19 protein-coding genes are annotated in these 21,063 nt (G+C 69.2%); 9 read left to right on the forward strand and 10 right to left on the reverse strand.

What is annotated here, in order from left to right; all coding sequences use genetic code 11:
• Positions 1-104: 104 nt before the first annotated feature.
• Positions 105-974: a glucose-1-phosphate thymidylyltransferase RfbA gene (gene rfbA / locus ACVBD7_RS18260; protein WP_458094666.1), complete on the reverse strand. Its 870-nt coding sequence runs from the start codon at positions 972-974 to the stop codon at positions 105-107.
• Positions 971-2,035, reverse strand: coding sequence for a dTDP-glucose 4,6-dehydratase (gene rfbB / locus ACVBD7_RS18265; RefSeq protein WP_458094667.1), 1,065 nt, complete (start codon positions 2,033-2,035; stop codon positions 971-973). The genes rfbA and rfbB overlap by 4 nt, the downstream gene beginning before the upstream one ends.
• Before the next feature lie 507 nt (positions 2,036-2,542).
• Here rfbB and ACVBD7_RS18270 point away from each other — a divergent pair.
• Together ACVBD7_RS18270 and hflX are read left to right on the forward strand one after the other, a co-directional pair.
• Positions 2,543-2,992, forward strand: coding sequence for a nuclear transport factor 2 family protein (locus ACVBD7_RS18270; RefSeq protein WP_458094668.1), 450 nt, complete (start codon positions 2,543-2,545; stop codon positions 2,990-2,992).
• Positions 2,993-3,404: 412 nt separating this feature from the next.
• Positions 3,405-4,757 carry a GTPase HflX gene (gene hflX / locus ACVBD7_RS18275; protein ID WP_458094669.1) on the forward strand — a complete coding sequence of 451 codons (1,353 nt, stop codon included), beginning with the start codon at positions 3,405-3,407 and terminating at the stop codon, positions 4,755-4,757.
• A gap of 257 nt (positions 4,758-5,014) precedes the next feature.
• Here the strand turns inward: hflX and ACVBD7_RS18280 are convergent, their stop codons facing one another.
• Both ACVBD7_RS18280 and ACVBD7_RS18285 read right to left on the reverse strand, forming a co-directional pair.
• Positions 5,015-6,718: an IlvD/Edd family dehydratase gene (locus ACVBD7_RS18280; RefSeq protein WP_458094670.1), complete on the reverse strand. Its 1,704-nt coding sequence runs from the start codon at positions 6,716-6,718 to the stop codon at positions 5,015-5,017.
• 61 nt (positions 6,719-6,779) lie between these two features.
• Positions 6,780-7,241: an Lrp/AsnC family transcriptional regulator gene (locus tag ACVBD7_RS18285; protein WP_458094671.1), complete on the reverse strand. Its 462-nt coding sequence runs from the start codon at positions 7,239-7,241 to the stop codon at positions 6,780-6,782.
• A gap of 132 nt (positions 7,242-7,373) precedes the next feature.
• On the opposite strand from ACVBD7_RS18285, the gene ACVBD7_RS18290 reads away from it, so the two are divergent.
• Entirely contained in the window at positions 7,374-7,619 is a 246-nt protein-coding gene (locus tag ACVBD7_RS18290) for a DUF6356 family protein (protein WP_458094672.1), read from the forward strand.
• Here the strand turns inward: ACVBD7_RS18290 and ACVBD7_RS18295 are convergent.
• Both ACVBD7_RS18295 and ACVBD7_RS18300 read right to left on the reverse strand, forming a co-directional pair.
• A complete protein-coding gene (locus tag ACVBD7_RS18295; protein ID WP_458094673.1) occupies positions 7,616-8,578 on the reverse strand; it encodes a redoxin domain-containing protein in 963 nt (320 codons plus the stop codon). The two genes, ACVBD7_RS18290 and ACVBD7_RS18295, sit on opposite strands and share 4 nt — an antisense overlap.
• A gap of 117 nt (positions 8,579-8,695) precedes the next feature.
• On the reverse strand, positions 8,696-10,579 hold the full coding sequence (locus ACVBD7_RS18300) for an ABC-F family ATP-binding cassette domain-containing protein (protein WP_458094674.1): 1,884 nt from the start codon (positions 10,577-10,579) through the stop codon (positions 8,696-8,698).
• A 136-nt stretch (positions 10,580-10,715) separates the two neighbouring features.
• On the opposite strand from ACVBD7_RS18300, the gene nhaA reads away from it, so the two are divergent.
• Positions 10,716-11,903, forward strand: coding sequence for a Na+/H+ antiporter NhaA (gene nhaA, locus ACVBD7_RS18305; protein ID WP_458094675.1), 1,188 nt, complete (start codon positions 10,716-10,718; stop codon positions 11,901-11,903).
• 78 nt (positions 11,904-11,981) lie between these two features.
• Positions 11,982-12,404, forward strand: coding sequence for a nucleoside-diphosphate kinase (ndk, locus tag ACVBD7_RS18310; RefSeq protein WP_458094676.1), 423 nt, complete (start codon positions 11,982-11,984; stop codon positions 12,402-12,404).
• Positions 12,405-12,545: 141 nt separating this feature from the next.
• Here the strand turns inward: ndk and ACVBD7_RS18315 are convergent, their stop codons facing one another.
• On the reverse strand, positions 12,546-13,541 hold the full coding sequence (locus ACVBD7_RS18315; protein WP_458094677.1) for a Bug family tripartite tricarboxylate transporter substrate binding protein: 996 nt from the start codon (positions 13,539-13,541) through the stop codon (positions 12,546-12,548).
• Positions 13,542-13,643: 102 nt separating this feature from the next.
• On the opposite strand from ACVBD7_RS18315, the gene ACVBD7_RS18320 reads away from it, so the two are divergent.
• Positions 13,644-14,123 (forward strand): GNAT family N-acetyltransferase, encoded by a 480-nt coding sequence (locus tag ACVBD7_RS18320; RefSeq protein WP_458094678.1) that lies wholly within the window; start codon positions 13,644-13,646, stop codon positions 14,121-14,123.
• On the opposite strand, the gene ACVBD7_RS18325 is transcribed toward ACVBD7_RS18320, so the two are convergent.
• Positions 14,107-14,856 carry a hypothetical protein gene (locus ACVBD7_RS18325; RefSeq protein WP_458094679.1) on the reverse strand — a complete coding sequence of 250 codons (750 nt, stop codon included), beginning with the start codon at positions 14,854-14,856 and terminating at the stop codon, positions 14,107-14,109. The genes ACVBD7_RS18320 and ACVBD7_RS18325 overlap by 17 nt on opposite strands.
• A gap of 106 nt (positions 14,857-14,962) precedes the next feature.
• Between ACVBD7_RS18325 and ACVBD7_RS18330 the strand changes: the two genes are divergently transcribed.
• The 3 genes from ACVBD7_RS18330 (at position 14,963) to ACVBD7_RS18340 (ending at position 17,952) form a co-directional block, all read left to right on the forward strand.
• Positions 14,963-15,835 (forward strand): SDR family oxidoreductase, encoded by an 873-nt coding sequence (locus ACVBD7_RS18330; RefSeq protein WP_458094680.1) that lies wholly within the window; start codon positions 14,963-14,965, stop codon positions 15,833-15,835.
• Between the two features lie 129 nt (positions 15,836-15,964).
• Positions 15,965-17,134 (forward strand): zinc-dependent alcohol dehydrogenase, encoded by a 1,170-nt coding sequence (locus ACVBD7_RS18335; RefSeq protein WP_458094681.1) that lies wholly within the window; start codon positions 15,965-15,967, stop codon positions 17,132-17,134.
• A 29-nt stretch (positions 17,135-17,163) separates the two neighbouring features.
• Complete coding sequence (locus ACVBD7_RS18340; protein WP_458094682.1) at positions 17,164-17,952, forward strand: SDR family NAD(P)-dependent oxidoreductase; 789 nt, start codon at positions 17,164-17,166, stop codon at positions 17,950-17,952.
• Between the two features lie 257 nt (positions 17,953-18,209).
• Here the strand turns inward: ACVBD7_RS18340 and ACVBD7_RS18345 are convergent, their stop codons facing one another.
• Together ACVBD7_RS18345 and ACVBD7_RS18350 are read right to left on the reverse strand one after the other, a co-directional pair.
• Positions 18,210-19,241: an LLM class flavin-dependent oxidoreductase gene (locus tag ACVBD7_RS18345; protein ID WP_458094683.1), complete on the reverse strand. Its 1,032-nt coding sequence runs from the start codon at positions 19,239-19,241 to the stop codon at positions 18,210-18,212.
• A gap of 115 nt (positions 19,242-19,356) precedes the next feature.
• On the reverse strand, positions 19,357-20,988 hold the full coding sequence (locus tag ACVBD7_RS18350; RefSeq protein WP_458094684.1) for an NAD(P)/FAD-dependent oxidoreductase: 1,632 nt from the start codon (positions 20,986-20,988) through the stop codon (positions 19,357-19,359).
• Positions 20,989-21,063: the final 75 nt, after the last annotated feature.

The raw sequence follows: 21,063 nt of genomic DNA on the forward strand, positions 1-21,063 counted from the left end.
GCCCCTCGCTCATCCCGTCCTGCGGCCCCGCCCGCGACGCATCCCCATCTACTCTGGAAACGCTCGCCCCCGGCGAAGTTGCGGCCGCCGGGCAGCCAGGCGTGTCAGACCTGGCCGATGAGGCCCTCGAGATACTTTCCATAGCCGCTCTTGCTCTGGCTGCGCGCCAGCGCCCGCAGCTGGTCGTCGGTGATGAAGCCACCGCGCCAGGCTACCTCCTCCGGTGCCGCCACCTTCATGCCCGTGCGCTTCTCGATGGCGCGGACATACTCGCCGGCCTCCAGCAGGCTGTCATGCGTGCCCGTATCCAGCCAGGCATAGCCACGGCCCAGGCGGATCACCCGCAGCGTGCCCTCCTCGAGATAGAGGCGGTTGAGGTCGGTGATCTCCAGCTCGCCCCGCGGCGAGGGCTTGAGGGAGCGGGAGAGTTCAGAGGCGCGGCCGTCGTAGAAATACAGCCCCGTCACTGCCCAGTCCGAGCGCGGCTTGAGGGGCTTCTCCTCGAGCGACAGGGCACGGTAGTCGGCGTCGAACTCCACCACGCCGTAGCGCTCCGGATCCGCCACGCGATAGGCGAGGACGGAGGCGCCGTTGCCCTCTACCCGGGCCTCCAGCAGCCGCTCGTCCAGCTCGTGTCCGTGGAAGATGTTGTCCCCCAGCACGAGGGCGGAGGGGGAGCCCGCGAGGAACTCCTCGCCGAGGATGAAGGCCTGGGCCAGCCCGTCCGGCCGCGGCTGCTCCACATAGGTGAGGTTGATCCCCCACTGCTCCCCGGTGCCCAGCAACCGGCAGAACAGCGGCAGGTCGTGGGGGGTGGAGATCAGCAGGATGTCCCGGATCCCGGCGAGCATCAGCACCGAGAGCGGGTAGTAGATCATAGGCTTGTCGAAGACCGGCAGAAGCTGCTTCGAGACAGCGAGCGTCGCGGGATACAGCCGCGTGCCGCTGCCGCCCGCGAGGATGATGCCCTTCATTGCGTCTTCTCCGTACCGGGCAGCAGCCCCAGCCGTTCCCCGCCGTACTTGTCGCGCAGCGGGCGCCACCAGGCCTCGTTCTCCAGGTACCAGGCGATGGTGCGCTCGATCCCCTGCTCGAAGGTGACCGAGGCGCGCCAGCCCAGTTCCCGCTCTGCCTTCACAGGATCGATCGCATAGCGCCGGTCATGGCCGGGACGATCAGTGACGAAGGTGATCAGCTCGCGCCGGGCGCTTGCTGCCGGGCGGAGCCGGTCCAGCGTGTCGCAAATGGCGTGGACGACCTGCAGGTTGGTCCGTTCCGCGCGCCCGCCGACATTGTAGGTCTGCCCGGGCACGCCGCGCGTGACGGCGGCGAGGAGGGCGCGCGCATGGTCCTCGACGAAGAGCCAGTCGCGCACGTTGCCGCCATCGCCATAGACCGGCAGCGGCTTGCCCTCGAGCGCATTGAGCGTGACCAGCGGGATCAGCTTTTCGGGGAAGTGGTAGGGCCCGTAGTTGTTCGAGCAGTTGGTGATGATGGTCGGCAGGCCGTAGGTCTCGTGCCAGGCCCGCGCCAAGTGGTCGGACCCCGCCTTGCTCGCCGAATAGGGCGAGCGCGGATCGTAGGGCGTGGTCTCGGTGAATGCACCCGTGGGGCCGAGGGAGCCGAACACCTCGTCCGTCGAGACATGCAGGAAGCGGAAGTCCTCCCGCCGCGCGGGCTCATACCCGGCCACCAGCGCGCGGGCGGCCTCCAGCAGGGCGAAGGTGCCCATGACGTTGGTCTGGATGAAGGGCGCGGCCGAGGCGATGGATCGGTCCACATGGCTCTCGGCCGCCAGATGCATCACCGCATCCGGCGCATAATCCTGGAAGGCCGTACGCATCGCCTCGGCGTCGCAGATATCGGCCTGCAGAAAGGCAAAGCCGGGCCGCCCCTCGCAGGTGGCGACCGTACGGCGGTCGCCGGCATAGGTGAGCTTGTCGATCACCAGCACCTCATGCCCCTGCTCGAGCACGAGCAGCCGGACAAGGGCGGACCCGATAAAGCCGGCGCCGCCGGTGACGATCACGCGCATGGGGAGGATCCAACCAGCGGCTCGGGCATGCGGCGCGCGCGGGCCTTTTCCGGAAGCGGCGCCTGGCGCGGGCCGGGGAGCGGAACGTTCTCGAACATGCGGGCACTCTTAATCGCAAGCCCCCATCCCGGCTAGTATCGGCCGGATCGCCCCGACGAGGCCCGCCCGGCCCGCGGCGGCCAGCGCAATACACCGGAACCCGATCCCAAGCCGTGCCTGGCCCAGTGACGCGCTCATCCTCACCCGGAGACCGAGGCGGGCATCCGCAACGGCACCGCCCCGCAATGCCGGCGCCATGAGGTGGAGCCGTGGCAAAGGCGCGTCGCAGATCGGCACCAATCCCGGCGCCGCCATGGACAGCGTCCCGAGCTGCCAGCCCCCATGGCCCGCAGGCTGGTGTGATGGCAGCCCAGCGCGATGCTGAGCGCATCCCCCATGGCGGGCAACCCGCTGCCCCCCTAGGCTCTCTCGCGGCGCACGCCGCCCAAGCCCTTCAGGAGGAATACGATGCCCCAGTCCCGCCGCCATCTCGCCATCGCCACCGGGGGCCTCGCGCTGCTCGCCGCCTCGCCCGCCTCAGCCCAGTCCACGGACCAAGCCGCCGTCACCCAGGCTGTGGAGGCGCTGCGCGAGGCCATGGTCTCGGCCGATCGCGCGAAGCTGGAGGCGATCGCGGCCGACGGGCTCAGCTACGGCCACTCCTCCGGACGGGTGGAGGACAAGGCGCAGTTCGTCGCGGCCATCGTGGAAGGCCGCAGCGTCTTCCGCAGCATCACCCTCTCCGAGCAGACCGTGGCCTTTTCCGGCGATGTCGCCCTCGTCCGCCACATCCTCACAGCCGAGACCGCCGATGGCGGGCGGCCCGGCAACGTGCGGATCGGCGTGCTGCTGGTATGGCAGAAGCAGGGCGGCGCCTGGAAGCTGCTCGCCCGTCAGGCCGTTCCCCGCCCGGCGTGACCTGATGCGGCTTCTGCTCCACGAGTCGAAGCCGCAGCCCATCCGGGTTGAAGACCTCGCCCCGTCGGATCAGTACGCGGTTCTCATGCGGCTTACGCGTGAGGACCGCGAGCCGCGCCTTCGCCTCAATCCCTGGCAGCAGCCCCGCACGGAGAACACCACCGCCGTCCACGTCCTCGCGCGTCCGCGGCCAGCAAGAATGTGTGCGGTCACCCACCACATGCAAACGGGCCGAGCGCAACGGCTCAGCACGACAACCATCGTGACATTGCCGGTGCCTCCCTGGGCGGCGCCCATCCAGGCGTAGAGATCGGTTTCGGCGGACGTTCGCAGCCTGGGCTACGCCCGCGCGAAAGGCGGGATAAGCGTGCAGCCGTGCCGGACCTGCGCCGTTCCATGCTAGATGACCACAATGGAGACCAAGCCCCCTACCCCGCGCGCCGTTCTCGTCGGCATTCAGACACCCGAGGTCGACGATGTCGCCCATGAGGCCAGCCTCGAGGAGCTGGGGCGCCTAGTGAAGACGCTGGGCTACGAGGTGGTCGGTACCGTATCGCAGCGGCGCGAAGGAACCGGCGCCGGCTCGCTTCTCGGCACCGGCAAGCTGGCCGAACTTGCGGCGCTCACGGGTGGCACCGGCGTGGTCAGCACGATGGCGCCGCCTCCGCGATCCAAGGCGCGGGCCCGCTTCGAAGGCGCCGCCGAGGCCGCTGACATCCCCGAGCCCGATGCGGACGCGGCCCGCAAGCCCGAATTCGTCATCGTCGACCATGAGCTCTCGCCCAGCCAGATCCGCAATCTCGAGCGCGCCACCGGCGCCCAGGTGCTGGATCGCACTGGCGTCATCGTCGAGATCTTCCACCGCCACGCCAATACCCGCGAAGCGAAGCTGCAGGTGGAGATGGCGCGGCTGAAATACGTCGCGCCCCGTTTGCGCGAATCCTCGGGCGGCGGCGAGCGGCGGCAGGGCCCGGGCGCCGGCGAGAGCAATCTCGACCTCGACCGTCGCAAGATCCGCGACCGTCTCGCCGAGCTGAAGGAGCAGCTGGAGGCGGTGCAGCGCGACAGCGACAACCGCCGCTCCGCCCGGCGGGACCAGCTGCGGGTGGCCCTCGTCGGCTATACCAATGCCGGAAAGTCTTCCCTGATGCGGGCGCTTACCGGCAGTCAGGTGCTGGTGGAGGACAAGCTCTTCGCCACCCTCGACACTACCGTCCGAATTCTGCAACCGGAAACCCGCCCCCGCGTCCTCATCTCCGACACCGTGGGCTTCATCAAGCAGCTGCCGCACGACCTCGTCGCCTCCTTCCGCTCCACGCTGACGGAGGCGCTGGAAGCCTCGCTGCTGCTCTTCGTCGTGGACGCCTCGGACCCGACCTATGAGGCGCAGCTGGAGGTGAGCCGCAGCGTGCTGCGCGAAATCGGCGCGGATGTAGTCCCCTCCCGCCTCGTGCTGAACAAGATGGACCGCGTGGACGCCGCCGGCCGCGCCGCCCTCATCGAAAAGCACCCGGACGCCATCCTGCTCTCTGCCCACCGCCCTGAAGACGTAAGCGCACTCCGCGACACCATCATCGCCTTCTTCGAGGCGGAGATGGTGGAGGACGTGCTGGTGCTGCCCTACGCGAAGCAGGGCCTCATCGGCGAGGTGTACGAAAGCGCCCGCGTCCTGTCCGAGGACTATGACGAGAACGGCCGCGTGCTGAAGGTGCGTGGCCTGCCCGGTGCGATTGCCCGGCTGCAGCGGAGCCTCGCCTCGCAGTAGGCGTCGGCGGCGCTGGTGAACCCGGGGAGAGGAAGAAAGAATTCTTCCTCTCCCCGGACCCCTCTCCATCATCTTTCTTTTCGAGTGGAGATACTCGGCTGGCGGTGCGCCTCGGGTCCATGACCCGAGGCGACTGACAGGTCAGAGGAATGGGTCGCGGCAGCCAGATGGGGGTCCAGGGGCCTCAGGCCCTTGGCGGGCGAGGTCTGGAGAGGGCAGCGCCCTCTCCAGGGCCAGGGGACCAGACCCGGCCGGTCTCAGGCCTCGTCATCCTCCCCGGCCAGGAAGTCGAAGTCGCAGCCCCGGTCGGCCTGCAACACGGTGTCGTGGAACAGCTTGGCATAGCCGCGCTTCGGCGCCAGGCGGGGTGGGGTGAACCCGGCCCTGCGCCGCTCCAGCTCCGCGTCGTCCACCAGCAGGTCGATCCGGCGCTTCTCAACATCCAGCGTGATCCGGTCGCCATCCCGCACCAGGCCGAGCGGACCGCCGACGGCGGCCTCGGGCGTGATGTGCAGCACGATGGTGCCGAAGGCGGTGCCGGACATGCGGGCGTCGGATATGCGCACCATGTCCTTCACCCCGGCCTGGGCCAGCTTGCGCGGGATGGGCAGGTACCCCGCCTCCGGCATGCCCGGCGCCCCCTTGGGGCCGGCATTCTGCAGGACCAGCACGTCGTCGGCCGTCACGTCGAGCTCGGGGTCGTCGATCCGGTTGGTCATGTCCTCCACGCTGGTGAAGACCACGGCGCGGCCGGTGTGCTGCAGCAGGGCGGCGGTGGCGGCGGCGTGCTTGATGACGGCGCCATCAGGGCACAGGTTGCCGCGCAGCACCGCCATGCCGCCGGTGGACTTCAGCGGGTTGGCCCGCGAGCGGATGACGGTCTGGCCGGGCACATCCTCGGCCAGGGCCAGGTAGTCGCGTAGCGTGCCGCCGAGGACGGTGGGCGCGTCAAGGTCCAGATGCGGCTCCAGCTCCTGCAGCAGGCGCGGCACGCCGCCGGCATGGTGCAGATGCTCCATGTAGTGGTCGCCCGAAGGCTTCAGGTCGATCAGCACGGGCACCTCGCGGCCGATCCGGTCGAACTCCTCAAGGTCCACGCGCAGCCCCACGCGCCCAGCGATCGCAGCCAGGTGCACGAGGCCGTTGGTGGAGCCACCAATCGCCTGCAGCACCGTCATCGCGTTGCGCAGCGAGCCCTCGGTGAGCAGCGCCTTGGGCGCGGGCCCGCCGCGGCGGGCCATCTCCACCGCCACACGGCCGCTCGCCTCGCCGCAGCGGAAGCGCTCGGCATGGGGGGCGGGAATGGCGGCGCTGTAGGGCAGGGAGAGGCCGAGCGCCTCGATCATGCAGGCCATGGTGCTGGCCGTGCCCATCACCATGCAGGTGCCGACGCTGGGCGCGAGCCGGCCGCTGATGACCTCGATCTCGGCCTCGTCGATTTTGCCCGCGCGGTGCTGGCCCCAGAGCCGCCGGCAATCCGTGCAGGCGCCCAGCACCTCGCCCCGGTGATGGCCGACCACCATGGGGCCGACGGGCACCACGATGGCCGGAATGCCGGCAGACGCCGCACCCATGATCTGGGCCGGCAGCGTCTTGTCGCAGCCGCCGATGAGCACCACCGCGTCCATGGGCTGGGCGCGGACCATCTCCTCCGTATCCATCGCCATCAGATTGCGGAGATACATGGAGGTGGGGTGGGAGAAGCTCTCGTGGATCGAGATGGTCGGGAAGGCCATGGGCAGCCCGCCCGAGAGCATTACGCCGCGCCTGACAGCCTCGATCAGCTGCGGCGCATTGCCGTGGCAGGGGTTGTAGTCGCTCGCCGTGTCGGTGATGCCGATGATCGGCCGGTCCAGCGCGTCGTCCGAATATCCCGCGGCCTTGATGAAGGCCTTGCGGAGAAACAGGGAAAAGCCGGCATCGCCGTAGCTGGTGAGACCCTTGCGAAGGCCTGTGGACATGATGCGTTCCCTCCCGTTCCTGTCGGCAGGGTAGTGCGGATCGGGCCCGCTTCAAATCCCGTCAGGGCGCGTAAGCCGTGGGCAGGGCGGTGGTGTACTTGATCTGCTCCATCGAGAAGCTGGAACTGACGTCGAACAGGTCGGCCATTTCGATCAGCCGCTTGTACACCCCGTCATAGGCGGCGATGTCCGGCACCACGACCCGCAGCAGGTAATCCACGCTTCCGCTCATCCGGTGGAACTCCAGTACCTCCGGGATGTCGCTCACCGCCCGGCAGAAGCGCTCCGCCCAGTCCATGCTGTGCCGGTTGGTGCGGATCGTCACGAAGACCGTCACCCCCACCCGCATCTTGCCCGCATCCAGCAACGCCACCCGCCGGCGGATCACCCCCTCCTCTTCCAGCCGGCGGATCCGGCGCCAGCAGGGGGAGGGGGACAGCCCTGTCCGCTCGGCGACCTCGGCGACGGACAGGGTCGCATTCTCCTGCAGAAGGTCCAGGATCTTGCGGTCGAACGCGTCCATGGAAATCCTTTTGCGCGAGATCGGTAACCGGGGGCACAGAATCGCGCAATCCTGGGAAAACAGGGAACAGAACGCAATCCCTTACCGGCCCGGTACCCCTACCCTGCCCAAAGTCATCCAGGAATCACGGACATGGCGCGCCCCTCCTTCACGGAGCATCCGGCCTCGGTCGGCGAGAGCTACACGGAGCACATGCACACCGCCGCCTGGTTCGGCTGGCGCATGCTGCTGGGCTCCTTCGCCTGCTTCGTGCACGCGATCCTGCCCTTCCTGTTCACCCGCACGGGCTCGGCGACCGTTACGCAGCTGCATGACCGCATGGTGCTGAACCGGGTGCGGGCAACGGCTGCGACGGGCGCGGAGCGCCGCGCGGCCTAGCCGAAGGTGGCGCTGTACAGCGACAGGCCGGGGGTCGTCGCCTCGACCTCCAGCAGGTGCTCGCCATACAGGCTGCCGTCCAGCAACGTGTAGAGCGTCGGCCGGCCCACCTCGATCACCCGGGCCTCGCCGCCGTCGACGCGAACGCGCAGCGGTGCGGGCCCGGGCGCGGCGGCCACCAGATGCAGCTTCGCGGCCGAGAAGCGCATGCGAAGGCCGCCCTGGGGCGAACGGAGCACCAACTCCTCTTCCTGCCGATCCCAGCTGCCGTCCAGCTCGTAGCGATTCAGCATGGGCCCCGCGCCACGGCCGTATTGATAGGCCGCCTCCCCCCGCCGGGGCGACTGGGCACGGTCCTGCGGTGTGGGGTGCATAGCCCCGAAATAGATCTCCGGCGTGCGGATGCGGGACAGGTCCGGATCGTCTTCGGCCTGCCAGACCGAGGCGCGGCTGGACAGGCCGAGAAGCCCTCGGATTGCTCCCTCCATCTCCCGCGCATGCCCTTCGCCCTCGCGCAGCAGCACGACCCGGCCACCCCGGTCGAGCAGGTAGAAGGCGGGCCAGGCACGGTTGTTCCAGGCGCGCCAGGTCCGGCGAGCATTATCCTGGCCGACGGGATAGCGGATGCCGAATTCGCGGACGGAATCCTCGACGTTGCGGCGCGCCCGCTCGAAGCCGAATTCGGGCGTGTGGATGCCGATCACCTGCAGCCCGTGCGGCCCGAACTCCGCCTGCCAGCGGTTGAGATAGGACACGGTGCGGCGGCAGTTGATGCAGGAATAGGTCCAGAAATCGACCAGCACGACTTTGCCGCGCAGCCCGCCGAGGGTGAGCGGCGCGTCGCTGTTGATCCAGCCCTCCAGCCCGACGAATTCCGGCGCCGGATCAGGCTGGGCGAGCACGGGCAGGGCGGGCAGCAGCCCGGCAAGTCCGGCGGTCAGCAGGCGGCGTCGCAGCATGGCGGTTCCCCGTGAGGTGGCGGTTGCAGCCGCCCCGTCCCCGCGGCAGCTGACCACGCGGCCCGCCTCCTTCAAGCGCGGCGAGCCAGGATCCGTTCCGCGGGATGCGCCGCCGGGCTAGGCCGCCTCCAGCTTCTCCGAGAGCTCCAGCCACTCCTCCTCCAGCTTCGCCATGGTGGAGGCGATCGCGGCCCGGCGGGTATTGGCCCAGGCGATGTCGGAGGGCTTGAAGCGGGCATAGGTCTCGGTGTTGGAGAGCTTCTTTTCCAGTAGCCGGTCCTCCAGGCGCAGCTTCTCCATCCGCGCCTCGATCTCCTTCACCCGCTCCCGGATCGGGGCCATGGCGGCGCGGGTGGCAGCACGGCTGGCGGCGGTGGGCTTGGCCGGGGCGTCGGAATCCCCCCGTGCGGCGGCTCGCGCCTCGCTGCGGGCATCGCGCGCCCGGCCGGCGAGCCAGGCGCGGTAATCGGCCAGATCGCCGTCGAAGGGCTTCACCACCCCATCCGCTACCAGCCAGAGCTGGTCGGCCGCCAATTCCACCATGTGAGGATCGTGGGTGATGAGGACGACGGCGCCCTTGTAGTCGGCCAGGGCGCGAACCATCGCCTCGCGCGCGTCGATGTCCAGATGGTTGGTCGGCTCGTCCAGGATCAGCAGCTGCGGGGCATCACGGGTGGTCAGCGCCAGCAGCAGCCGGGCCTTCTCGCCGCCCGAGCAGTCGCTGATCTTCGTCGTCGCCCGGTCCACATCCAGCCCGAAGCGGGCGAGCTGGGAGCGGGCCTGGGTCACGGTCGCCTGCGGCATCGCGGCCTGCATATGGGTCAGCGGCGTGCCGTTCATGTCCAGGGCTTCGGCCTGGTGCTGGTCGAAATAACCGATCTTCAGCCGCGGCGCCCGGCGCACCTCGCCCGACATCGGCTCCATCTTGCCGGCGATCAGCTTCGCCAGCGTGGACTTGCCGTTGCCATTCGCGCCCAGCAGCGCGATCCGGTCCTCCTGGTCCAGCCGGAGTTCCAGGTTCCGCAGAATGGTGCGGTTCCCGTAGCCGACCGAGGCGCCATACATCGTCAGGATCGGCGGCGAGACGGAGGGCGGGTCGGGGAATTCGAACCGCGTTACCCCGTCCTCCACCACGGCGGATACGGGCGGCAGCTTCTCCAGCGCCTTGATGCGGGACTGCGCCTGGCGGGCTTTGCTGGCCTTGGCCCGGAAGCGGTCCACGAAGGCCTGCATATGGGCTCGCTCGGCCACGATCTTGGCGTTGGCGGCGGTCTGCTGGGCCATGCGCTCCGTGCGGATGCGCACGAACTCGGAATAGCCTCCGGGATAGAGGGTGACCTTGCCCCGATCGAGATGGGCGATGCTGTCCACGCACTCGTCCAGCACCTCCCTGTCGTGGGAGATGATAATGGCGGCGCCGGGGAAGCGCTTGATCCAGCCCTCCAGCCAGATCGTCGCCTCGAGGTCGAGGTGGTTTGTCGGCTCGTCCAGCAGCAGCAGGTCGGGCTCGAGCGACAGGGCGCAGGCGAGCGCCACGCGCATGCGCCAGCCGCCCGAGTATTCCTTCACCGAACGAAGCTGCGCCTCGCCGTCGAAGCCGAGGCCCGCCAGCACGGAACCGGCCCGCGCCGGGGCAGCATCGGCGCCGATGGCGATCAGCCGCTCCTGCACCTCGGCCACGCGGGAGGGGTCGCCATGTTCCATCTCGGCCAGCAGGGCCGCGCGCTCGGTGTCGGCGGCCAGCACCGTGTCGATCAGGGACACGTCCGTGCCCGGCTGCTCCTGCGCCACATGGGCCATGCGGGCGCGGGCCGCGATGCGGATCTCGCCGCCATCGGGCTGCAGCGCGCCGGTCAGCGCCCGGAACAGGGTGGACTTGCCGGCGCCGTTTCGCCCGACCAGTCCGACCTTGCGGCCGGGGTCGAGCTGGAGGCTGGCATTGTCGAGCAGGGTGCGGCCCGCCATGCGGATGGTGAGGTCGCGGATGGCCAGAACAGTCATGAAGGGCTTCTAGACCGCCAGGGCCCCCGTTGGAACGGCCATGATGCGGTGCATCATTCCGGGAGCAACCCTCGATCTGCGCTCACCTTCGCCCCCGCCCGTGTTAGGGCCATGCCCGCACGATCTAGGACGCATAATGACCTCGCAGCACGAGTCCCGGCCCAGCGCCCTCCGCCGCTTCCTGGAAGGGCAGTCCTCCGCCGGTCTCGTCCTGATGGCGGCGGCGGCCTTGGCGCTGCTCATCGCCAACTCGCCGCTGCTCGGCGCCTACCAGGCCACCCTGCACGCCCATCTTGGTCCCCTCTCGGTCGAGCACTGGATCAATGATGGGCTGATGGCCGTGTTCTTCCTGCTGGTGGGGCTGGAGATCAAGCGGGAGGCGCTGGACGGCCAGCTCTCTACCTGGCCGCGCCGGGCCCTGCCGGGTATCGCGGCCGCCGGCGGCATGGCGGTGCCTGCGATCGTCTACCTGGCCCTGAACCCCGGCGAGACCGCCCATGGCTGGGCCATCCCGGCCGCCACCGACATCGCCTTTGCCCTCGGCGTCATCTCCCTGCTCGGCAACCGCGTCCCGGCCTCGCTGCGGGTGTTCCTGGCGGCGCTGGCCATCATCGACGACCTCGGCGCGGTCATCATCATCGCCCTGTTCTATACCTCCGGCCTCTCCCTGCCGGATCTTGCGGGGGCCGCGGTGGTGCTGGCGCTCCTGTTCGGGCTGAACCGGGCGGGGGTGCTGCGGCTGGCGCCCTATCTCGTTCTCGGCCTCGTGCTCTGGGTGCTGGTGCTGCGTTCGGGCGTTCACGCCACCCTGGCCGGGGTGTTCCTGGCCCTGGCCATCCCCCTGCGCTCCCGCGCCGCCGCCCCCGATGACGAGGTGGCCAGCCCCCTGCACCGGCTGGAGCACGCACTTCTCATCCCCGTCGGCTTCCTGATCGTGCCCATCTTCGGCCTGGCCAATGCCGGGGTGCCCGTCCTCGGCCTGCCGGCCTCCGCCCTGACGGCGCCCGCCACCCTCGGCGTCGGCCTCGGCCTGCTGATCGGCAAGGCGGTCGGGGTGTTCGGGGCGGCGACCCTCTCCATCCGCCTCGGGCTTGCGGACATGCCCGCCTATGCCAGCCGCACCCAGCTCTTCGGCACCGCCCTCCTCTGCGGCATCGGCTTCACCATGAGCCTGTTCATCACCTTGCTGGCCTTCCCCGGCGAGGCCCTCCTCCAGTCGGAGGCGAAGATCGGCATCCTGGCGGGCTCCCTCGTCTCGGGTCTGCTCGGCTACGCCCTGCTCCGCGTGGCGCGGAACGACTTCCCGGGAACCCCCTCCCGCTAAGGGTTCACATCCCTCCCCCTTGCGGAACGGCGCCCACGCCGCTACCCGCCCCTCCGAATCACACAGGAATCCGCCACCATGGCCACCGAGCGCACCTTCAGCATCCTCAAGCCCGACGCGACCCGCCGGAACCTCACCGGCAAGATCAATGCCGTCTTCGAGGAGAAGGGTCTGCGGATCGTCGCCCAGAAGCGCATCCTGATGTCCCAGCACATGGCCGAGACCTTCTACGGCGTCCACAAGGACCGCCCCTTCTTCAAGGACCTGGTCTCCTTCATGACCTCCGGCCCCGTGGTCGTGCAGGTGCTGGAAGGCGAGAACGCCGTGCTCGCCCACCGCGAGATCATGGGCGCCACCAACCCCGCCAACGCGGCCGAGGGCACCATCCGCAAGCTGTTCGCCGAGAGCATCGAGGCGAACTCGGTCCATGGCTCGGACAGCGCCGAGAACGCGGCCACCGAGATTGCGTTCTTCTTTGCCGGGTCTGAGATCGTCGGCTGAAGAAAAAAGGCCGGGAGAAGGAATTCTCCCGGACCCTCATCTTTTTCTTCGAGTTTACCGGGCGCACCCGTGCCACCAGCGCACCAGCGCTACGGACAAAAATAGAAGGGGGTCCGGGGGGATACCTCCCCCCGGCATTCCCTACCCGAAGCTGATTCCCGTATCCCGCATCAGCCCCTGCACCAGCGTCCGCTCGCTCACCAGCCGCGCCGCCAGCTTGTCCGCCTCCGCCCGCGTGGCCACCGCACCCATCCCGGCCAGGCGCCGCCGCACCTCCTCATCGGCATTGGCGAAGTTCACCGCCTCTTCCAGCCGTCGCCGGACCGGCTCGGGCGTGCCTGTGCGGCAGAACAGGGCATTCCAGCTCGTCAGGTCAAAGCCGGGGAAGCCGGATTCCGCGATGGTCGGTACGCCCTCGATCCCGCCGCGCCGCTCGCCCGAGGTCAGCGCGATGGCCCGCGCCTTCCCCGCATCGAGCACCGGAGCCAGGGAGCTGGCCGAAAGATAGCCCGAGGGTAGCGTGCCCGCAGCGAGGTCCCGCGCCACCTCGGAGCCGCCGCGATAGGGGATGTGCTCCATCCTCGCGCCAGTGCGATGCGCCAGCAGGGCGCCGGCCAGATGGCCGATATTGCCGATGCCCGGGGAACCGTAGGGCATCCCGCCCTGGGCGATCCGGGACTGCTCGACATAACCCTTCATGTCCTCGATGCCGGTGCCGCTGGAGACGGCCAGGATGTAGGGCACTTCCGCCACCATGCCGACCGGCTGGAAGTCCCTTTCATAGGAGAAGGGCAGGTTGCGGTGGATGAACTGCGCGATGATGAAGGAGGCAGCATCGAGCAGCAGCGTGTGGCCATCTGCCGGGGCCGCCGCGATCTGGCCGGCCGCCAGCGCGCCGCCCGCACCGCCGCGATTCTCCACCACCACGGGCTGGCCGAGGAATTCCGACATCCTGGGCTGGATCAGCCGCGCCATGGTGTCGGAATTGCCACCGGCGGCGAAGGCAACGACGACGCGGACCGGGCGGTTCGGAAAGGTCCCGGTTCCCTGCGCCAGCACGGCCGGTGCGCCCAGGAGGGCGCCGGCTCCGGCCAAGGCAATGCGGCGGCCGATGCCCGGCCGTGGGTTCAATGCCATGGAGGCTCCTCTGTCATCGAAGCGACCCTTGGCGGGCCCCATCATTGCCGTGATGGTGCGCCGCCCCGCCGCCCCGGTCGAGGCCGAGGGAGCCCTGCGCGCATGACTACCCCCATTCTCCGCCCGCTGCGCGCCGATGAAATGCCGGAGCTGGTGGCGCTGCACGCAGCCTCCTTCGCCGCCCTGGGGACCACCGCCTATCCGGCCTCCCTGGTCCCTGCCTACACCACCATGCTGCATGCGCCGGATTACCCGCCGGAGGTGCTGGCGAGCGACATCTGGGTGGCAGTCCACGACGAAACCCTGCTGGGCAGCGGGGGATGGCTCCCCCAGCCGGACGGCACGGCCCGGATCCGCAAGGTTTTTGTTCATCCCGACGCGGCGCGGCAGGGGTTGGCGACCCGGCTTGTGCGGGCGGCGGAGGACCGGGCGCGCGCGGCGGGCCACTCGCGCTTCGTGCTGCGCGCCTATCTCGGCGCCGTGCCCCTCTATGAGAGCCTGGGCTATCGCGCGGACCGGCCCGGCGAGCGGGCCCTGGCCGCGGGCGTTTCCATGCCCGTGCTGTTCATGCGGAAGGACTGATCCTGCGATCGCCTGTGGCGTAGGCCACGCCCACGAAATCCCGCAGGCGCTGCTCCACGCTGGTGAAGGCGGCGCGGCTGGCCTCGGGCACCGGGGCATCGGGGGTGCGGGTGCGGTGGTCCAGCCAGCGGGCGACCGCGCCGGCGCCGCGGCGATGGGCGGCGGCGACCAGCCCCGCCTCGGTGATGGCGAGCGGCTGGCCGTCTGTCGCTGTCACGGTGCGGCCCGCAGCACCGAGCGCGCCATTGGCGGCGAGCTGCCGTTCCGTGCGCTGCAGGTACTGGCTCATCGCGGCCTCCTGCGCCGCGGGGTTGGCGAGGAAATCGGCCTCGCTCCCGATCCCGTAGCGGCTCGCGCCCCCGGTCCAGCTGCCATCCGCGCCTTGCCAGCCGATATCGCGCAAGGCGACCGGTAGCATCTGGTAGCGGCCGAGCGCGCCCGAGCTGGCGTTGCGGGCCGCCCAGCCGGCGCCCGCACTTTCCTGCGCCGCGATCCGGCCGCGGAAGGCGGCATCCCCCACCCGCGCTGCGCCGCGCGGCTCCGCCTCGGCCCGTGGAAGCGGCACTGCCGCCTGCGCGATGGCGATCTGCGGCGCGGGCCAGGCGGCCTGGGCCATGGGGGTGAATGGCACCTGCGCCCGCGCGAGCGCGCCCTTGAAGTCCGCCGTCTTGGCGACTGCCTTCCCGGCGCCGGACGCGCGCGACGCGGCCGCCTGCACTGCCTGCGTGCTCATGCCGGGAAGTCTGCACCACATAGGTTAATCAAAGGGTTAATTCGCCGCGACAGCGCAACTGCCCGGTCCGGCACCCCGTTTCTCCACCGCCCCGAGGAGCCGACGCATGTCTGACGAGAAGCCCACCCCCCAGCCGCCCCAGCACCAGGACAGGCAGCCAGGCATCGAGGCAGAGATGACGCCACGGCCGCAATCCTCGATGGAGAACTGGAAACCCGCCGGCAAGCTGCAGGGCAAAACCGCGCTCGTGACGGGCGGCGATTCCGGCATCGGCCGTGCGGTGGCCATCGGCTTCGCCAAGGAGGGCGCCGATGTCGTCATCCTCTACAAGGACGAGCACGAGGACGCGGCCGAGACGAAGCGGCTGGTTGAGGCCGCCGGCCGCCGCTGTGAGACCATCGCGGGCGATGTGGGCGACGCGGCTTTCGTGAAGGACGCCGTCTCGCGCGGCGCGGGGTTCCTCGGCGGCCGCATCGACGTGCTGGTGAACAACGCCGCCGAGCAGCACACCAACGAGGACTTCGTCACCATCGACGAGGCGCAGGTGGAGCGAACCTTCCGCACCAACATCTTCGGCTATTTCTGGGTGGCGAAGAACGCGCTGCGATTCATGCCGGAGGGTGGTGCCATCATCAACACCACCTCCGTCACCGCCTACAAGGGCAGCCCGATGCTGATCGATTATTCCAGCACCAAGGGCGCCATTCTGGCCTTCACGCGCAGCCTGTCGCAGCAGCTGTACAACTCCCGCAAGATCCGCGTGAACGCCGTGGCACCCGGCCCGATCTGGACGCCGCTGATCCCTGCGAGCTTCGACGACGAGAGCACCGCCAAGCACGGTTCCTCCGCCAAGATGGGCCGCCCGGGACAGCCGGACGAGGTCGCGCCCTCCTACATCTTCCTCGCCTCCGAGGCCGACAGTTCCTACATCAACGGCCAGGTGCTGCACCCGAATGGCGGCGACGTCGTGAACGCCTGATCCCACGGGCGGCGCCACGGCGTCGCCCATGCAGCGCACCGCCCTTCCCCGCGTTGTGCTTGTCCGAATGCTGCGGGCTCACGCGCTCGACAGCCGATCCCACAAGACAACAGCACGGAGACAGCGCGCATGAAGGCGATCACCTGGCATGGCAAAGGCGACATGCGCTGCGACACCGTTCCGGACCCGACAATCGAGGATGGCCGCGACGCCATCATCAAGGTCTCGTCCTGCGCGATCTGCGGCTCCGACCTGCACCTTATGGACGGGGTGATCCCGACTATGGAGCGCGGCGACATCGTTGGCCATGAATGCATGGGCGAGGTCGTCGAGGTCGGGCGCGACAACAAGAAGCTGAAGGTCGGCGACCGCGTGGTGGTGCCCTTCACCATCTCCTGCGGCGAGTGCTTCTTCTGCCAGAAGGGCTTCTTCTCGGGCTGCGAGCGGTCCAACCCCAACAAGGGAATGGCGGAGAAGCTGTGGGGCCACTCGCCGGCCGCGCTGTTCGGCTATTCCCACCTTCTCGGCGGCATCCCCGGTGGCCAGGCGGAATATGTGCGCGTGCCCTATGCCGATGTCGGCCCGATCAAGGTGCCGTCGCACCTGACGGACGAGCAGGTGCTGTTTCTGTCCGACATTTTCCCCACCGGCTACATGGGCGCCGATTTCTGCAACATCCAAGGCGGCGAGACGATCGCCATCTGGGGTTGCGGCCCGGTAGGCCAGATGGTGATCCGCAGCGCTTTCCTGATGGGCGCCGAGCGCGTGATCGCGATCGACACCGTGCCCGAGCGCCTGGCCATGGCGCGCGCGGCCGGCGCGCACACGCTCGACTTCAAGGAAGTGGATATCTATGACGCCATCCAGGACCTGACGAAGGGCCGCGGCGCCGATGCCTGCATCGATGCCGTCGGCACCGAGGCCGACAGCACCGCCAGCTTCGATTCCGTGATCGACCGCATCAAGGTCGCCACCTTCATGGGCACGGACCGCCCGCATGTGCTGCGCCAGGCGATCCATTGCTGCCGCAACTTCGGCACCGTCTCGATCATCGGCGTCTATGGCGGCTTCCTCGACAAGATTCCCTTCGGTTCGGCGATTAACCGCGGCCTGACCTTCCGCATGGCCCAGACCCCGGTGCAGCACTACCTGCCGAAGCTGCTGGAGCTGATCGAGAGCGGGAAGATCGACCCCTCCTTCGTCATCACCCACACAGCGAATCTTGAGGAGGGACCGGACCTCTACAAGACGTTCCGCGACAAGAAGGACGGCTGCATCAAGGTCGTCCTCAAGCCCTGATCCCAACCCCTTCGGTAAGGAGAGCCAGCATGGCTGATTCCATCCGCCCCCTCGCCATCGTCACCGGCGCCTCCACCGGTATCGGCCTGGAGCTCGCCAAGCAGGTGGCCCCGCATGGCTACGACCTGCTGATCGCGGCGGACGAGCCCGAGATCGAGGCCGCCGCCTCCGAGCTGCGCGGCCTGGGCGCCACGGTCGAGACGGTGCAGGCCGATCTGTCCACCACCGAGGGCGTGGACAAGCTCCTCGCCGCCGCGCAGGGCCGCCAGATCGAGATTCTGATGGCCAATGCCGGCCGCGGCCTCGGCAAGGGCTTCCTCGACCAGGACTGGGACGAGGCGCGGCGTGTGGTGGACACCAACATCACCGGCACGATCTACCTGGTCCATAAGGTCGGGCAGCAGATGCGCGCGCGCAATGCCGGCAAGATCCTCATCACCGGCTCGATCGCGGGATTCATGCCCGGCAGCTTTCAGGCCGTGTACAACGGCACGAAGTCCTTCCTGAACTCGTTCTCCTGGGCCATCCGGAACGAGCTGAAGGAGACGGACATCACCGTCACCTGCCTCATGCCCGGCCCGACCGAGACCGAGTTCTTCGAGCGCGGCGACCTGATGGACACGCCGGTTGGCCAGGCCGAGAAGGACGATCCGGCGAAGGTGGCGAAGGACGGCTTCGACGCCATGATGCGCGGCGATGGCGACATCGTCAGCGGCTGGAAGAACAAGCTGCAGTCCGCGGTGGCGAATGTGCTGCCGGCCGCCGTGACGGCGCAGATGCATCGCGGCATGGCGGAGCCGGAGCACGACAAGTCGTAGCGCGGGTGGCCCCGGGAGGCTTTGCCTCCCGGACCCTCCACCGGGGAGGCACCGGCCTCCCCTGACCTCGCGTCGAGTTTTCAGGGTAAGGCTGATCGTCGTCGCGCTACGGGCCAAAGGCTCTGGCGAGAACGCATCTCAGAGCGCCGAGCGTTCAGACCTCCCGGCGAGCCACGCAAAGCAAATGGAAGGTCCAGGAAACTCAGTTTCCTGGTGGAGGGTCCAGGGAGGCAATGCCTCCCTGGGGCACCCCGCTCCTACCCCAGCATGTCACGCACGAGCGGCACCACCTTGCTCCCGTACAGCTCAATGCTCCGCATCATTTTCTCATGCGGCAGCGACCCCGCGCTGTACTTCATCTCGAACCGCGCGAGGCCGAGCGCGCGCACCGTCGCCGCGATCTTGCGCGCCACCGTCTCCGGCGTGCCGACATAGAGCGAGCCGCCCTCGATCTCGCGCTCGAAACCCGCGCGCTGCGCCGGCGGCCAGCCGCGCTCACCGCCGATCTGGTCATGCGTGCGCTTCCAGTGCGGGAACAACTCCTCCCGCGCGGCCTCCTCCGTGTCGGCGATGTAGCCGTGCGAGTGAATGCCGATGGGCTGCACGGGCTGGCCGAGCTTTTCCAGCGCCTGATGGAACAGGTCCACATAGGGGCGGAAGCGGTTCGGGTCGCCGCCGATGATGGCGAGCATCAGGGGCAGGCCGTGGCGCGCGGCGCGCACCACCGATTGTGGGCTGCCGCCCACGCCCACCCAGGCCTTCAGCGCGCCGTTCTCGATCGGCGGGAAGACGCGCTGGTCCCGCAGCGGGGGGCGGATGCTGCCCTGCCAGGTGACGGGCCCTCCCCTGCTGAGCGCCGCGAAGAGGTCCAGCTTCTCCTCGAACAGCGTCTCGTAATCCTGCAGGTCGAAGCCGAAGAGCGGGAATGATTCCGTGAAGGACCCGCGCCCCAGGATCACCTCAGCCCGTCCGTTGGAGACGGCGTCGAGAGTGGAGAAGCGCTGGAAGACGCGGATGGGATCGTCCGAGCTGAGCACGGTCACGGCGGTGCCAAGGCGGATGCGGTCCGTGCGCGCGGCGATCGCGCCCAGCAGCACCTCGGGCGAGGAGACGGCAAAATCCTCGCGGTGGTGCTCGCCGATGCCGAAGAAGTCGATGCCGAGCCCATCGGCCAGCACCGCCTCGTCGACGAGGTTCCGGATCACCTGCGCGTGCGGAAGCAGTGTGCCGTCCGGGCCGGTGGTGACATCCCCGAAGGTATCCAGGGCGAATTCAAGGGGGGCTGCCACGTCATGTCCTCTGTCGGTGGTGCGCTTCAGATGCAGCCGGAGGTAGCCATGGCCCGTCCGTCCTGCGATGCGGCACCGTCAATCACCCTCATTGATGCGGGTGATGCGGGGCGGTTCAGGCGAGCGCCGCCGCCGAGAGCCGCGCCGCCACCGCTTCCGCCGCGCGGATGCCGTCCACCCCCGCGGAGAGGATGCCGCCCGCATAGCCCGCGCCCTCACCGGCCGGGTACAGGCCCGGGGTGTTCAGGCTCTGCCCGGTCTCGTCGCGCCGGATGCGCAGGGGCGAGGAGGTGCGCGTTTCCACTCCCGTCATCACGGCATCGCCCATGGCGAAGCCCCTGATCTGGCGGTCGAAGGCGGGCAGCGCCTCGCGGATGGCGGCCACCGCGAAATCCGGCAGGCACTGCGCGAGGTCGGTGGGCGTGACGCCCGGCTTGTAGGACGGGATGACCTCACCCAGCGTCGTCGAGGGTCGCCGCGCCAGGAAATCCTCCACGCGCTGCGCCGGGGCGCGGTAGTCGCTGCCGCCGGCCACGAAGGCGCGCTCCTCCCAGTGCCGCTGGAAGGCGATGCCGGCCAGCGGCGAACCGGGATAATCGCGCTCGGGCGTGACGCTCACCACGATGCCGGCATTCGCGTTGCGCTCGTTGCGGGAGTACTGGCTCATCCCGTTCGTCACGAGGCGACCTGGCTCGGAAGCCGCGGCCACCACCGTGCCGCCCGGGCACATGCAGAAGGAGTACACCGCCCGCCCCTCGGCCACCGCCGGGCTGCAGTGGTGCACCAACTTGTAGTCCGCCGCACCGAGCACGGGATGCCCGGCCTGCGGCCCGAAGCGGCAGCGGTCGATCAGCCCCTGCGGATGCTCGATCCGCACGCCGATGGAGAAGGGCTTGGCCTCCATGAACACGCCGCGGTCATGCAGCATGGTGAAGGTGTCGCGCGCCGAATGGCCGACGGCGAGCACGACGTGATCCGCCTCCAGGAAGGACCCGTCGGAAAGATGCAGCCCGCGCACGGCGCGATCGGGGCCGAGCGCGACATCCTCCACCCGCGTGCCGAAGCGGTACTCCCCGCCCAGCGCCTCGATCCCGGCGCGCATATGCTCGACCATGGAGACGAGGCGGAAGGTGCCGATATGCGGCTTGGAGACGTAGAGAATTTCCTCCGGTGCGCCGGCGCGCACGAATTCCTCCAGCACCTTGCGGATGCGGTTGGCATTGTCGCCGATCCCGCTCCACAGCTTGCCGTCCGAGAAGGTTCCGGCGCCGCCCTCGCCGAACTGCACGTTGGATTCCGGCGTCAGCACGGAACGGCGCCACAGGCCCCATGTGTCCTGCGTGCGCTCCCGCACCACCTTCCCGCGCTCCAGCAGGATCGGGCGCAGGCCCATCTGGGCCAGGATCAGCATGGCGAAGAGCCCGCAGGGCCCGGCGCCGATCACGATGGGCCGTAGCCGTGGCGGCACGGCCGGGGGCGCCGGAAGCCGATAGGCGGTCTCGGGCGTGGGGAGGACATGCTTGGTGCCCCCGCCCAGCCGCGCCAGCACCGCCGCCTCGTCCCGCAACGCCACGTCCAGCGTGTAGATGAGCGCGATCGCCCCGCGGCGGCGGGCATCGTGGCCGCGGCGGAAGACGGTGATGTCCAGCACCTCGTCCGGGGACACGGCAAGGCGCGCCAGCACGGCGTCGCGCAGCGCGTCGTCGGCATGGTCCAGGGGGAGCTTGATCTCGGTCAGGCGCAGCATGGCAGGGCGGGATATAGGGTTTCCGTCCGGGAATTCATACGCGATTGACTCCCCCGCCCGCGGACCTGTGCCATG

It is taken from the genome of Roseomonas sp. WA12, from assembly GCF_054165765.1.